Annotated in this window: 10 protein-coding genes; 5 read left to right on the plus strand and 5 right to left on the minus strand. The window is 37.2% G+C overall.

Annotated features, from left to right (window positions below):
• The first annotated feature begins 6 nt into the window (after positions 1–6).
• Entirely contained in the window at positions 7–2,424 is a 2,418-nt protein-coding gene (lon, locus tag NITER_RS01075) for an endopeptidase La (RefSeq protein WP_084276476.1), read from the plus strand.
• Here lon and NITER_RS01080 read toward each other — a convergent pair whose 3' ends face one another.
• The 5 genes from NITER_RS01080 to NITER_RS01100 form a co-directional block, all read right to left on the minus strand.
• The gene (locus tag NITER_RS01080; RefSeq protein ID WP_084276475.1) at positions 2,425–2,802 is read right to left on the minus strand and encodes a response regulator; all 378 of its coding nucleotides are present in this window, start codon (positions 2,800–2,802) and stop codon (positions 2,425–2,427) included. It abuts the gene before it with no gap.
• A complete protein-coding gene (locus NITER_RS01085) occupies positions 2,799–5,897 on the minus strand; it encodes an ATP-binding protein (RefSeq protein ID WP_084276474.1) in 3,099 nt (1,032 codons plus the stop codon). The genes NITER_RS01080 and NITER_RS01085 overlap by 4 nt, the downstream gene beginning before the upstream one ends.
• A 10-nt stretch (positions 5,898–5,907) precedes the next feature.
• Complete coding sequence (locus NITER_RS01090; protein ID WP_084276473.1) at positions 5,908–7,353, minus strand: Hpt domain-containing protein; 1,446 nt, start codon at positions 7,351–7,353, stop codon at positions 5,908–5,910.
• Positions 7,354–7,415: 62 nt separating this feature from the next.
• The gene (gene uvrC, locus NITER_RS01095) at positions 7,416–9,218 is read right to left on the minus strand and encodes an excinuclease ABC subunit UvrC (protein WP_084276472.1); all 1,803 of its coding nucleotides are present in this window, start codon (positions 9,216–9,218) and stop codon (positions 7,416–7,418) included.
• Positions 9,193–9,645, minus strand: coding sequence for a hypothetical protein (locus NITER_RS01100; RefSeq protein WP_143779654.1), 453 nt, complete (start codon positions 9,643–9,645; stop codon positions 9,193–9,195). Before NITER_RS01100 ends, uvrC begins: the two co-directional genes overlap by 26 nt.
• Positions 9,646–9,734: 89 nt before the next feature.
• Between NITER_RS01100 and nadB the strand changes: the two genes are divergently transcribed.
• From nadB to NITER_RS01120, 4 genes are read left to right on the plus strand one after another with little or no spacing between them, the layout of a single operon-like run.
• Positions 9,735–11,171 carry an L-aspartate oxidase gene (nadB, locus tag NITER_RS01105; protein WP_084276469.1) on the plus strand — a complete coding sequence of 479 codons (1,437 nt, stop codon included), beginning with the start codon at positions 9,735–9,737 and terminating at the stop codon, positions 11,169–11,171.
• Positions 11,172–11,181: 10 nt separating this feature from the next.
• The gene (nhaD, locus tag NITER_RS01110; RefSeq protein WP_084276468.1) at positions 11,182–12,483 is read left to right on the plus strand and encodes a sodium:proton antiporter NhaD; all 1,302 of its coding nucleotides are present in this window, start codon (positions 11,182–11,184) and stop codon (positions 12,481–12,483) included.
• Between the two features lie 10 nt (positions 12,484–12,493).
• Entirely contained in the window at positions 12,494–14,044 is a 1,551-nt protein-coding gene (gene guaA / locus NITER_RS01115; protein ID WP_084276467.1) for a glutamine-hydrolyzing GMP synthase, read from the plus strand.
• A gap of 1 nt (position 14,045) precedes the next feature.
• Positions 14,046–14,678: a uroporphyrinogen-III synthase gene (locus NITER_RS01120; RefSeq protein WP_084276466.1), complete on the plus strand. Its 633-nt coding sequence runs from the start codon at positions 14,046–14,048 to the stop codon at positions 14,676–14,678.
• Positions 14,679–14,908: the final 230 nt, after the last annotated feature.

Consider the following 14,908-nt stretch of genomic DNA (forward strand, 5'->3'; position numbering starts at 1 on the left):
GAGTATATGCAACTAAGTGATTATAGTGCATTTCCAACAACACTTCCGATTGTTGTTGAAGATGATATGTTTTTGTATCCTTTTATGATTTCACCAATATTTATTAGTGATGAAGCCAATATTGCAGCTGCCGAGACTGCTTTAAGGGATAATAGTCTCATACTTGTCTGTCCATCAAAAGAGGGGCATGAGGGAGAACGCAGTTTTGATGTTATCTATCCAGCTGGTGTTATTGGCTCAATTATGCGCAAAGTCAATCTCCCAGATGGAAGAGTGAAACTCCTCTTTCAGGGCTTAGCAAGGGGAAAAATTTTAGAGCAGGTATCAAATGCCCCTTTGAGAGCTGTTGTGGATGTGATAGAGTCAAAGCCATACAATGAGATAAAAATAGATGCACTTTTGGAAGTGCTGCGTGAAAAGATCCGTACACTTGCAAGTATCAGTAGCTCTTTCCCTCAAGATCTCGTACGAACAGTCGAAGAGAATCATGAGCCAAACCGAATTGCAGATCTGGTAAGCTCTGTGCTTAAACTCAAAAAGAGCCGTGCGTACGAGATGTTTATCGAAGAGGATGTTGAAAAGAGGCTCATGCTTTTAATTGATGTAGTGAGCGAAGAGATTGAGCAAAGTAAATTGCAGCGTGAAATTAAGAGTAAAGTAAGCTCTAAGCTTGAACAAGCAAATCGCGAATATTTCCTCAAAGAGCAGCTCAAACAGATCCAAAAAGAACTTGGCGTTGATACGCAGCGTGAAGAGGAGATAGAGGAGTACCGCAAAAAGCTTGAAAATCTCAAACCTCACCTCACAGAAGAGGCATATAAAGAGATAAAAAAGCAGATAGATCGCTATGCAAGAATGCATCCAGATAGTGCTGAGGCAGTTGTGATTCAAACCTATCTGGATTGGGTACTGGAGGTTCCTTTTGGTAAATACTCCAAAAAAAAGCTCGACATTCAAGAGGTCAAGGAGCGATTAGATAAAGATCACTATGGTCTTGAGAAACCAAAAGAGCGTATTGTGGAGTATTTTGCAGTTAAAGAGCTTATGGAATTGCGAGGTGTAAAAAGAGAAAAGGGAAGTGGAGCAATTCTTTGTTTTGCAGGACCTCCGGGAATTGGTAAAACCTCCCTTGCTAACTCTATTGCTACTGCTTTGAAGCGCCCTCTAGTGCGCATTGCGCTTGGAGGACTGGAAGATGTAAATGAGCTACGTGGACATAGACGCACCTACATAGGTGCAATGCCAGGACGCATTGTGCAAGGACTTATTGAAGCTAAAGAGATGGATCCGGTCATGGTGCTTGATGAGATCGATAAAGTTGGGCGAAGTATGCGAGGAGATCCTACTTCTGTGCTTTTAGAGATTTTAGACCCAGAGCAAAACACTCATTTTCGCGACTATTATCTCAATTTCAGTATTGATCTTAGCAATGTTATATTCATTGCCACAGCAAATGATATTGGCTACATTCCCGCACCTTTGCGCGATAGGATGGAGTTTATTTTCCTCAGCTCCTACACACCAAACGAGAAGTATGAGATAGCAAAGCGCTATCTTATTCCACAAGAGCTAAGAAAACATGGGCTTAAAAAGAGTGAGCTTACTATTAGCAAGAGCGCATTAGAAGCAATTATAGAAAAGTATACAAGAGAAGCGGGTGTCAGAAATCTTCGTAGGCGCATTGCAGATATTGTAAGAAAAGCAGCAAAAGAGCTTTTAGAGAATCCAGAAATTAAAAAAATCTCTATTACGCTTAAAAATCTCAGTAAATATCTTGAAAAGCCTGTTTTTGAAATAGAAGAGGCAGAAAAACATCCACAAGTAGGTGTAGTTAATGGTCTTGCGTGGACAGCTGTTGGTGGTGATGTGCTCAAAATTGAGTCTATTAAAATCAAAGGTAAAGGTTCTTTGCAACTAACTGGAAGACTGGGTGAAGTGATGAGAGAGTCTGCCTCAATTGCTTTTAGCGTAGTAAAGGTGTTGATTGATAGTGGAAAAATCAAAATTGATCAATCTGCCATTCCAAAAACATTTAAAGAAAAAGAGGAAAAAATCAAAGTCGATCCGAGTGAAGTATATAGAAGATATGATATCCTTCTCCATATTCCAGAAGGTGCAACGCCAAAAGATGGTCCAAGTGCCGGTATAACTATGGCTACATCGATTGCGTCGCTTTTGAGCGAAAGAAAAGTTCGTCCAGATGTTGCAATGACTGGGGAGCTGACTCTAACAGGTAAAGTGCTACCTATAGGAGGCCTCAAAGAGAAGCTTATTGCAGCGTATAAAGCAAAAATTAAAAAAGTCCTTATTCCGAAAAAAAATTACGATAGAGATTTGGACGAGATCCCAGCAGAAGTGGTAGAAAATCTCAATATAGTACCTGTAACTACAATCGAAGAGGTACTTAAAGAAGCTCTCTTATAACTATGTAAGAGAGCCAAACTTCTCTATCTTTTCTTTAAGCTCTTTCTCTTTTACCGGTTTTATCATATAATCATTTGCACCTAGCTCTAACGCCTTTGTTTTTAGTGACTCATCTGTGCTAAGAATTATGACAGGTATATCTTTAAATCTCGGATCTTTTCTCATATACTCTAACATTTGTAGACCATTCATCTGTGGCATATAGATATCAAGTAACACAAAGTCTATATCACGGTTTTTATTAAGAATTTGCAAAGCCTCTTTGCCATCCTTTGCTTCAATCGCTTCATATATCAAAGAGTTTTGTTTGAGAAGATTTTGCAGCAGCATTCTATTAATGATATCATCATCTACATAGAGTACTTTGAGTTGTTTCATACAGTTGTTTCCTTCTTCATGAGTTTATCGAGTTCTTTTTTGAAAAAGTCTTTCTTGATGATATTGCGTAAGATGTCATAGTAGAAACTTTTTTCTATAGATGGAAGAGTAGAGATGTCAAAGCTTGGTTCTACAAGGAGGATAAACATGGTCTGAGGCGCTTTTTCTTTGATTTGCTGTAAAATATGAAAATTGTATTCATCAGACTCTTTATCAATGAATGCCACTCTATATCGCTTATTCTCTAGACGCTTGGTAAAATCTTCAAGATCTAAAGCCATATCAACGCTATACCCTAAAGATTTAAGTACATTTGCAAAAAGTTTTGCTTCAAGTGGACTCTTTTTGAGTAGTAATATATCAAAGTCATATTCATCTTTTTGGGACTCTTTTTGGCTTATACTCTTTTCTTCTTGCAGCTCTTCTTCAATGGTAGGGATATACTTTTTATCAGGCAAGAAAGCTTTGAGAATAGTTTCAATATCTTTTCTGTTTATTGGTTTTGTGATATATTCATCAAATCCTTTCTCCATAAAACGCTCCCTGTCGCCTTTGAGAGCGTGCGCAGTAAGAGCAATGATTGGTGTAGGAATAAGATGCATCTCTTTTTCATAGAGATGTATCTCTTGCATAGCTTCTACTCCATCCTTCACAGGCATTTGGATATCCATAAAGACAATATCATACTTGTTTGTTTTGAATTTTTCCAAAGCCTCAAGCCCATTGTCTGCAAGATCTACTTCAAGTCCAAAATCTTCGAGGGTTTTTTTAATAAGTTTTTGGTTAATAGAGTTGTCTTCTGCAACTAATGCTTTTGCATGAAATTTTATAGCACCAGTGCTAGCTAAAATTTCTGTTTTTTGTTGGAGATTTTTACTATTTTGCAAGTAGTATTCAATAAGCTGTTTGAGTTTTGTAAAATTTGCTGGCTCATAGATATTTTTGATAATTTTTCCAGTAAACTCCTCAATTTTCTTTTTATATGTGACTTTTGCAATGAGAGCAACAGGAATTTTATCTCGCACAAGACTATTGATAGTCTTGTCTTTAGCAAAATCGTAATCTATAAGAGCAAAGTTAATACGCTCTTTTTGTGCTAAAATCTCTTTTATATCGCTATTTTGTAAAAATTGTACACCAAAAAACTTCATATATTCAGCTATGAACCTATTTTGTGTTTTTGGATGATCTTGAGGAGCATAAAAAGCTACTTTGAGACTAGAAAAACGATCCTTATAACTTTCTTGTAAAATTGGTATCTCTTCAAGCTCAAGAGTAAAATAGAATCTACTCCCTTTATTCTCTTCGCTCTCTATTTTGAGCTCTCCTCCCATAAGCTTTACAAATTCACTAGAAATTGTAAGTCCAAGACCAGTTCCACCATATTTGCGTGTAACTGAAATATCTGCTTGACTAAAGGCTTCGAAGATTTTATCTTTTTTATCTTTTGGTATACCTATACCTGTATCTCGTACTTCAAACTGAATGACAGCATAAGAGTCCTTTTCACCAAGTTTGCGGATCTCAACAACAATCTCACCACCTTTTGGTGTAAATTTAACAGCATTGCTTATAAGATTGATGAGTACTTCTTTGATTTTTGTCGGATCGCCTTTGAGAGGTTTTTCTAACTTTGGATCTACAAAACATGCAAGGTCAATATTTTTTTCTGCTGCTTTTGGTGCATATACTTCAACAGCATTTTCAAACTCTGCAATTGGCTCGAACACAACACTTTCAAGCTCTATTTTATTGCTCTCGATTTTAGCAAAGTCGAGGATATTATTGATAATTTCTAAAAGATTTTCTGAACTCTTTTCAATAATATTTACAAAATCTCTTTGCTCTTCAGAAAGGTTTGTATTTTTGAGTAGTTCGGTAAAGCCCATGATACCATTTAGAGGTGTACGTATCTCATGGCTCATATTGGCAAGAAACATACTTTTTGCTTTATTCGCCTCTTCTGCAGCCTCTTTGGCATCTTCTGTACGCTTAAGGGCAAGATCAAGGAGCTCATAAGCTTTATCGATACCTTCTGTAGTATCAAGGTTGATCTCTTGTGCAAGATCTTTGTGAGTTTTGAGAATATCTTCAGAGAGTGCAACTTTTTTGAGAAGATTTTCAAGTTTTTCTATATTATGTGAGAAATCTTTAGCAAAAATATAGTTGAAGACAAAAAGTACTATTGAAAGGAGAAGAACAATCAAAGAAAATATTGCTGCTATGAAAAAAAAGTGCATCTTTTTTTGCACTTGTGCAGCGAGCATATTGTAGGCTGGTTGAGTGAAGTCAAAAAGTGCTGCTATCTTTTGATCATTAATATTTATCCAAGTATCAAAAGGTATAGGCTTGCCAGCAATGAAATTGATGCGCAGTGATTTTATTTTTTCATATAGTGATTGAAAGTTTGCATTTTGTGCTACTTTCATAGTAAATGCTGCTATAAAGGGATCAACTTTGGAGAGATTGAGAAAAAGGTCAGCTTTAGGGATATATGATAGCTCCAAAGTTGCAGTTTGAGGGTCAAATTGCTTTTGTGAGAGGATATAATATGACACAAGTCCCTCTTCTAAGGAGCTATATTCTATACTTTGTAACAGGGTAGTATAGAGGTATCCCTTTTGGAGGATATCGCTGTTTGGTTGGTTTTCATTTATTTTTAATATGTAATTAAGTATCTGCTCAGCTACTGAATCGGTATAGAGGCCATAAAAAATCGATTTAAATGAATCGCTCCGATTTATCGTTTTTTGCCTTGCTATCTGTAAGATAGCAAGAGCATTTTGAAGTGTGGGATCGATATGGGAACTAATCTGTTTAAATTCTGTTATCGCTTCATCTGTTTTTTTATACTGTTTTTGTAGTTCTGGGTTATCTTCATTTTTTGCAAGATAAATAGCAGTAAGCGTCCGCTCTTTTCCCACTTCATAGAGTATTGATTGTAAAGATTTTGCATTTTCCAAAAATAGTTTGGATTTTTTTATTTGGAGGTATTTATCAAAAAAGTACCATGTTGAAATTATAGATGCGATAAAAAGAAGCAATATTGGCAGCAGTGTAACAATTTTTAATCTATTTTTCATTCCTATTGCCATTAAATTACCTTCAAAGTTTTCGTATATTTTCTTCTAAAGAGCTGATTGCGTCTTCAAGTTGTTTACTTAAAATATCATTAAGTGGATAGTTGGAAATAATATTGTTGAGAAGTAAAACGAGATTACTTAGTCGTAGACTCTCTGCTACACTTTTGAGCTGTTTTGCTTTTTTTAAGAATTTTTCTTTGCGCATTTTGATACTGTTGAGAGTTTTAAGCTCGATTATGAGATCTTCAAGGATTTCAATGAAATCATCCTTGTCAATTTGTGTCAATTCTAAAGAATCTTGCAGCTCTTCTAAAGAGATAGTAAATGGGCTTGGCTCTTTTTTGAGAGACTCAAGATCTTGTATACATTTTTTGACAAGCTCTGGATTTTGATTCACATTGACTTGATCAAGATATTTGGCACACTCTTGGAGATAGAGATTTCGTGCAAAAGATGCAAGTTTGTGAAGTTCATTATAGTTATTATATGCAAGATTGAGCTTAATTTCATTGATAAGTTCTTTAAGATACTCTTGATACTCATTTAACGAGAGTCCAAGCTCAGTGGCAGCCTCTTCAATTACTTCACCTTTGACTGACGATGGTTGTTCGTTAGATGAAGATGGCTCTTCTCTTTGCTCTTGAGTATGAGTGGTGGCTGATGGTGTGAGTACATTGGGATTAAAAAGTTTAAGCTCTTTGTCTATTGTTACATTGAACTCTTTTGCTAAATATTTTATATAGGCGTAAAAATCTTGAAGTTTTTCTACCATCTCTTCTATAGAAGACTCTTTTTTAACTTGTGAGAGAACCTCTTGAATTGGTTTAAGGCGAAGGTTTGCTGCTACACCTTTGAGTGTATGAATAGTGCTATAGAGATTTTTGGCGTCTCTTTTTTTTATAAAACTGTTTATTTCATCTAGTTTTTCAACTGCATGGCTAATATATTCTTTGATGAAATCTAAAATAATCTCTTGATCAAGATTGAGTTCGATAGAGATTGATTCGAGATCCAAAGAGGGCATCTCTTTTTCTTCAATATTAATATATTCTGGCTCTGGTTGCATTGCAGGGGCACTGGTTGCAGGTTGCGTCGGTTTTACTTGTGATTGTTGAGGTTGTATATTGGCAATTATGCACTCTTCATTGAATGTGTTAAATTCAAATGTAACAAGATAGTAATTTGAGAGATTATGCAGTGAACCAAGTTGAGTAACTTTAAGGAAAACTTCGAGGACTTTACCATCTTTTGTTTGAAGGAGGGCTCTATGTGTCACTGTGGTATTAGTTAAGACATAATCTATCCAGTGAAAACTTCTAAATTGATGGATATATCCTGGTTTTTTTACAAAAAATTGTGAGAGATCTGTTACCTCTTTTTTGAACTCTTCCAGTGAAGAGTACCCTAACATCTCTAATGTCTGTTCATTGATGGCGATGATTCTCTTTTGCGCATCGTATAAAATCACTTCCAGGCCCTCACTTTATTCTCATCTTTTTATATTATTCCATAATAATCTGAAATTTTAAATTAATTGAGGCTTTTTTTGATATTTTTTGCATCTTTTTTGTTAAGGACATCTGATAGCTCCTCTTCACTGGCTAAGCGAATATTTTCAAAACTTCCAAAATAGTTAAGAAGTTTGCGAATTTTTGCTTCTCCTATACCAGAGATTTTGAGAAGTTCGAGCTCTTTAGCTTTTTTACTGCGCTGTTTGCGATGAAAAGTAATGGCAAATCTATGTGCTTCATCCCGTAACTTTTGTAAAAATTGTAATCTTTTGTCTGTTGGAAGGAGTCGAAGAACGCCATTTTGTGTATATATGAGATCTTTAGCTTTTCCTTTTGCTCTGTGGGCTTTTGCATCTATCTTCTCTTTTGCAATTGCTATGACATCGATAGATACACCGAAGCTTTGCGCAATATCTTGTGCAAGTCTTCTGAGTGTCTCACCCCCATCAATGAGCCACATATCTGGGGGAGGATTTTTTGCAAAACTCTCACATCTATGAGTGAGGAGTTCTTTCATCTGTGCATATTCATCTTGCGCGTGCAGATTATAGTGGCGGTAACTTTTTTTATCAAATGCTCCATTTTCATAGACTATCATCGCTCCAACTGGAATGGAGCCGCTGATGTGAGAGTTGTCAAAAACCTCTATGCGGTAGGGTTTGCTATTAAGATCTAAAAGGTTTTGGAGTTGTTCTTCAATATCGCTTTTTGGTTTGCTTTTTGCAAGAATCTCTTTTGCATTGAGTTGCGCGATATCTGCAAGTCTTCGCTTTTCGCCTCTCTTGGGGTGTACTATAGTTATTTTTTTGTTAAATTTTTGACTTAAAAAATTCTCTAACTCCTCTCTTGCTTCAAAATCCTCCGCAACTACTATCAAAGAAGCAGTAAGCGGAGTTTGTGTAGTATAAAATTCTAAAAGTACTCTTTTATAAGCCTCTTCTTTGTCAAAACCTTTATACTCATCAATGCGCACAATATTTGAGCTGCTAGCTACTACTTTTCCTTCGCGCATAAACATTCTTACGATTGCAGCTTGGGTTTTGTCTGAAGCAATAGCGTAAACATCTATATCTTGGAGTTTTGCAAAATCTATTTCACTTTGGAACTCAATAGCGCGAATTTTATCTATGCGATCCCTTATCTGAGCAGCCTCTTCAAAGCGCAGTTGCGCAGAGAGTGCAAGCATCTTTTGCTCAAGTTTTTGCAAAAGCAGTTTTTTATTGTGGATATGTGCAATCGCTTCATCGAGAATTTTTCTATACTCCTCTTTTGAAATTTTTCCCTCGCACGGTGCAAGGCATTTTTGCATCTGATAAAAGAGGCAAGCTTTTTTTCCTTTTATACAGGACTCTTTTTGCACAAGGGGAAATATTTCATAAATAGAGTCTACAATATCTTTTGCTGCACTAGGAAATGGACCAAAATATTTTACCTTTTTGCCTGCAAGAACTTTGCGTGTAATTTTTAGCCTTGGAAAATCTTCTGCAAAGTCTACATAAATATAGGGATAGGTTTTATCATCCCGCAAGAGAATGTTATATTTTGGTTTGAGCTGTTTAATAAGGGAGTTTTCGAGTATCAAAGCATCATTTTCAGAAGAGACAACAATATATTCGAGATTTTTGATCTCATTTACCATTTTATATATGCGAGGTGAGAGGTTTGGAGCTGGTGCAAATGGGGTGAAGCGAAAATAGCTTTTGACCCTTTTTTTGAGGCTTTTAGCTTTGCCGATATAAAGCAGTCTTCCCTGCGCATCAAAATATTGATAGACGCCTGGTTGGTCAGGGAGCTTTTTAATTTTCTCTTTGAGCTGCTGCATTTTTTTTGATACTCTCTTTGATGCGTAAAAGAATCTCGGCTAATTTTTCATTTTTGACTTCTATAGCAAACTCTCCTTTTGCTCGCTCTTTGTATTTTTGTAATGAAGTTTGGGATTGCTCCTGTTTTGGTGGGCGAAATTTGGCATAGCACTTAATTTGTGAAAATTCGAGATTTTGACAATAAATATACTCTTTTTTTGCAAGTTTTAATACCTCATTTATATGTTTTTTATTATAATTGAACTCCATAACAAAGCCAGGATGGTTGAGTACAAAGTAGAGGGTTCCTTGCTTTTTATATATGTAAAGAATATGATCTTGGAAACGTTGGGGAAGAAGTTTCATAATTCTTTGAAAACATCGCTGATAAACAAATTTTGGTTGATTGGAATAGAGATGCGAAAATATAGTATTTGGATTTTTCATACCATAATTATAGCACTTTTGATGGGGGCTTTGAGCGGTTGCGGATATAAAGCTGACCCCGTCTATCAAAAACAGCAGGAAAAGAGATAATGCAGTATGATTATATTATTGTTGGAGCTGGAATTGCTGGGCTCTATGCCTCTTTGAATATCCCACAAAATAAAAAAGTACTCATACTCTCAAAAGATCCCATTTGGGAATGTAATACATTCTATGCGCAAGGCGGTGTAGCAACAGCAATCGATGAGAGTGATATTCCGGCTCATATTGAAGATACACTCAAAGCTGGAGCAGGTCTTTGCAATAAAGAAGCAGTAGAGATTCTTAGTCGCAACTCCATTGGAGTCATAGAGGATCTCATTATGCGTGGCTTTGAGTTTGATAAAGATGAAAAAGGTAATCTTCTTTTTACAAAAGAAGCAGCACACTCTAAAGCACGTATACTTCATGCAGGAGGCGATGCCACAGGAAGAGAACTGCATAAATTTTTACTCCAGCACTGCAAGGCAAAAGTGCTTGAGGGTGTTATTGTTATAGATCTTCTCATTGAAGAAGATAGAGTCTATGGCGTTACTGTGAGACAAGGGGCAAAGCAGTTTAACGTATATGCTAACTATGTCATTCTTGCAAGTGGCGGTATAGGATCTCTATATGAATATCACACTAATGCCAAAAAAATTAGTGCAGATTTGCAAGGTCTTGTAGCTATGAAGGGGCTGCGTCTAAAAGATATGGAGTTTACCCAGTTCCATCCAACGGTCTTTGTCTACAACACAAGAGCAAGAAAGTATCTTCTCACTGAAGCATTGCGAGGTGAGGGGGCAACGATTGTTGATGAAAATGGCTATAGATTTTTGTTTGAGTATGATGAAAGAGGGGAGCTAGCTCCACGCGATATTGTGAGTCGTGCTATTTATAAGTATCAAAGGGAAGGGCACAAAGTCTATCTTAATTTTGAGAACTTTAGTGAAGAGTTTTTTAAAAAACGCTTTCCAACAATTTACCGTAATTTTCGCAATTTAGGATTTGCAGTACCGCATGAGCAGGTTCCTATCTCTCCAGCATTTCACTTTGCTATGGGTGGTATTGCTACTAATACTTGGGGTAAAGTTGAAGGCATGCAAAATCTCTATGCAATTGGTGAAGTAGCTTGTACTGGTGTGCATGGCGCAAATAGATTGGCGAGTAACTCTTTGCTTGAAGGGCTTGTATTTTCTAAACGTGCTATAGAAGATACGCTGCTTCAAAATGTTAACCTTACTTTTAAAGAGTTCAAATCTCGTAACTTTTTACTTTCCAAAAGCAAAGATAAAGAGTATAAATCCCTTCTTCGCCGCACAATGTGGGAGAAGGTAGGAATTGTAAGACATAAAAAGGATCTACTGGAAGCTTTGGAAACTGTTAAGATGATAGCTTCACAAGATATTGGTCATCTCTTGCAGTTAAGAATTTTGAGTGCAAAAGCGATAATAGAAGCAGCACTGAAGAGAAAAGAGAGTATAGGTGCACACTATAGAGAAGATTGAAGGAGAATAAATGCATGAAATTCATTTGACACAGACGTGGGTAGGATATCTTAACCTCGTTATTTTTATAGTTGGCTACTATTTTATAGCGGCTGAAGAGAAGTTCCATATGAACAAAGCCAAGCCTGCTTTGCTTATTGGTACGCTCATGTTTATGCTGTTAGGTATCTATTTTACTTTAAACCATCTCGATCCAGAACCACTGCATAATGAGATGGAAAAGCTTATTTTAGAAATTGCAGAGATATTCTTTTTTCTCTTTGTAGCTATGACCTTTATTGAGACATTAATTGAGAGAAAAGTATTTGATGTACTCAAATATAAGCTCACTTCAAAAGGGTATAGTTATAAAAAGCTTTTTTGGATAACTGGAGCACTTGCTTTTTGGATTTCTCCTGTTGCAGATAACTTAACAACAGCACTAATTCTCTCAACAGTGCTCTTTACAATTGATAAAACAAAAACGCAGTTTTTAGTTCCAGGAGCAATTAATATTGTAGTTGCGGCAAATGCGGGGGGTGCATGGAGCCCTTTTGGTGATATTACTACTTTGATGGCCTGGACTGCAGGGAAGGGAGAGTTTGTAGATTTTCTCTATCTCTTTGTACCAAGTTTTGCAGGATGGGTGTTGACAGCCTGGCTACTTTCATTTTTTGTACCACAAGGTGAGCCCCATTTTGATGCAAGTTTGCCAAAAGCAGAGCTCAAACCGGGAGCAAAAGTGGTTATTTGGCTTGGAGCATTTACTATTTTTATAGCTGTTTTAGGTCACCAACTTTTCCATTTTCCTGCAATGTGGGGCATGATGTTTGGTTTGGCTCTTTTGAAGATGTATTCTTATTTGCATAAACGCAAAAACCAAGAAGATCACTTCGATGTCTATGTCAATATGAAAAATGTAGAAAATGATACGTTGCTCTTTTTCTTTGGTATTTTGAGTGCAGTGGGAGCACTCCATTTTATGGGTTATCTTGAATATGTCGTCAAACTCTATGACATTATAGGACCAACTGCTGGCAATATTGGTGTTGGATTTATTTCTGCAATCATCGATAACGTTCCTGTAATGAGTGCAATTTTGAAAGCCAATCCACCAATGGGAATAGATCAGTGGCTTCTTGTAACGCTTACTGCTGGTATTGGTGGGAGTCTTATTAGTTTTGGAAGTGCTGCTGGCGTGGGTGTCATGGGAAGACTCAAAGGTATCTACACATTTGGCGCACATATGAAGTATGCATGGACAGTTTTAGCCGGCTATGTGCTTTCTATTATTTTATGGTATATTCAGTTTGAGATTTTAGGTCTATATTAAAAGGAAATAGATGAAGCAAGTTCCTATTGTAATTCTCGATTTTGGTTCACAATATACGCAACTTATTGCAAGAAGACTCAGAGAAGTTGGGGTTTATTGTGAGATATATCCCTATTTTGAAGATATTGAAAAGATCAAAGAAAAATCCCCGCAAGGAATTATTTTTAGTGGAGGACCTGCAAGTGTTTATGAGCCTGACGCTCCAAGGGTAGATAAAGCGATATATGATTTGGGATTGCCAATACTTGGTATATGCTATGGCATGCAGCTGATTACTGTTGATTTTGGTGGAGAGGTGATCCGCGCGCTGCATCATGAGTATGGCAAGGCCAAACTCTATTTTGATCCTATTCACGGACACGTTTCACCCCTCTTTGAAGGTACAAAAGATGGGCAGGTTGTATGGATGAGTCACGGGGATAAAGTAGAAGAACTTCCTGAAGGTTTTGTACGGATAGCTCATACTGACAATTCTCCTTATGCAGCCATTGCTAATGAGCAAAAGCAAATTTATGCTTTGCAGTTTCATCCTGAGGTCTCGCACTCAGAAGAGGGACAAAAGATTTTAGAAAATTTTGCCCGTCGTATTTGTAAGATTGAGTCAAAATGGGATATGGGGCATTTTGCTAAAGAGCAAATAGAAAAGATCCGCAAGCAAGTCGGTAATGATAAAGTATTGTGCGCACTCAGTGGTGGTGTTGATAGCTCTGTTGTGACTGCACTGCTCTATGAAGCTATTGGAGATCAGCTTATTCCTGTGTTTGTAGACAATGGGCTCTTGCGTGAGGGTGAGAGAGAAAAAGTGGAGCATGTCTTTAAGAATATGCTTCAAGTGCCTCTTGTTGTTATCGATGGGCAAAAGAAATTTTTAGAGGCTCTCAAAGGTGTGACTGAGCCAGAGCAAAAACGTAAAATCATAGGCCACACATTTATTGAACTCTTTGAAGAGGAAGCTAAAAAGCATAAAGATGTGAAGTATCTTGCACAAGGAACGCTTTACCCTGATGTAATTGAGTCAGTTTCAGTTAAAGGGCCAAGTGAGACAATAAAATCGCATCACAATGTTGGAGGACTCCCAGATTGGATGCAGTTTGAGCTCATTGAGCCTTTACGTGAACTTTTTAAGGATGAAGTAAGAAAATTGGGTTTAGAGCTAGGATTACCAAGAGAGATGGTCTATCGTCATCCTTTCCCAGGACCGGGACTTGCAATCAGGATCTTAGGAGAAGTTAACGAAGAGTCTTTACAGCTTGTACGAAGGGCCGATACTATTTTGCTTGAAGAGATAAAAGCTCATGGGCTCTATGAGAAACTGTGGCAAAGTTTTGCGGTGTTGCTCAATGTCAAAAGCGTCGGAGTTATGGGTGATAAACGCACATATGAAAATACAGTAGCACTCAGAATTGTAGAGAGTAGTGATGGTATGACCGCAACCTTTGCCCATATACCTCATGATCTTTTAGAGCTTATTAGCAATCGTATCATTAATGAAGTAGATGGTATTAATCGCGTAGTCTATGATATTACTTCCAAACCGCCAGGAACAATAGAGTGGGAGTAGGGTGACTATTTATATCCTCTCTGATAGTGATGTTAAGGGAGCTAAAAAGCTCCCCCTCATCAAACAGATTCCACTTGTTTCTTCTATTGAGGTAGACGGTTTTGATTATCTAATTTTTACTTCCAAAAATAGCGTAAAAATTATCAATCATTTTAATCCCCTTTGGAAAAAGATTCCAGCTTTAGCTATTGGAAAAGCCACTGCAAAGACTATAGAGCAGTTGGGTGGTAAAGTTATATATAAGGCAAAGAGTTTTTATGGCGAGGATTTTGCCAAAGAGATAGCTCAAAGATTTGATAAAAATAGTCGGTTTCTTTTAGTGCGAGGGAAAAAGAGTCTCAGTGATATCAAAGGAATTTTATCACAACATGGAATCAGTATTGATGAAAAGATAATTTATCAGACAGTTTGTGAAGAGTGCAAATCACTTGATAAGCCAGAAAAAGGTGCAACAATCATCTTCTCTTCTCCTTCGACTATTGAGTGCTTCTTTCGCTGTTTTACATGGGATCCTAGCTACCAAGCAGCTGTAATAGGTACTAAAACTGCTGCGTATATGCCAGCAGATATTTCCTATAAGCTCTTTTCACAAAAGAGTTTACAAGAGATTGTTGATATTATAGGTAATTCCTAAGGTTTTACTGGGTAAATTTTGTTATAATTGCATAAGAGCCTGAGCGGTGCGCTACCCGCAGTATGGGGGTCCGACAATCGCGAGATTGAGAGAGGCCAGTAGTTCTTGGTGTGTGTCGGCGACTTCGCTTGAGCTAAGGTGTCTTAGCGAGAAGTTGCCGCCTAATCCAAGACTCGCTCTCTCTAATTATGGTCTTAGGGACCATTGCATTGCGTGAACGCCCGCTTGGG

The sequence above is a fragment of the Nitratiruptor tergarcus DSM 16512 genome (genome assembly GCF_027946175.1).
GTDB classification, from domain to species: Bacteria; Campylobacterota; Campylobacteria; order Campylobacterales; family Nitratiruptoraceae; genus Nitratiruptor; species Nitratiruptor tergarcus.

Excerpts from the sequence above, each read along its gene's own strand:
- NITER_RS01080 (WP_084276475.1), bottom strand. The coding sequence starts at position 2,802 with ATGAAACAACTCAAAGTACTCTATGTAGATGATGATATCATTAATAGA.
- guaA (WP_084276467.1), top strand. The coding sequence starts at position 12,494 with ATGAAGCAAGTTCCTATTGTAATTCTCGATTTTGGTTCACAATATACG.
- nadB (WP_084276469.1), top strand. The coding sequence starts at position 9,735 with ATGCAGTATGATTATATTATTGTTGGAGCTGGAATTGCTGGGCTCTAT.
- lon (WP_084276476.1), top strand. The coding sequence starts at position 7 with ATGCAACTAAGTGATTATAGTGCATTTCCAACAACACTTCCGATTGTT.
- nhaD (WP_084276468.1), top strand. The coding sequence starts at position 11,182 with ATGCATGAAATTCATTTGACACAGACGTGGGTAGGATATCTTAACCTC.
- NITER_RS01100 (WP_143779654.1), bottom strand. The coding sequence starts at position 9,645 with ATGAAAAATCCAAATACTATATTTTCGCATCTCTATTCCAATCAACCA.
- NITER_RS01085 (WP_084276474.1), bottom strand. The coding sequence starts at position 5,897 with ATGGCAATAGGAATGAAAAATAGATTAAAAATTGTTACACTGCTGCCA.
- uvrC (WP_084276472.1), bottom strand. The coding sequence starts at position 9,218 with ATGCAGCAGCTCAAAGAGAAAATTAAAAAGCTCCCTGACCAACCAGGC.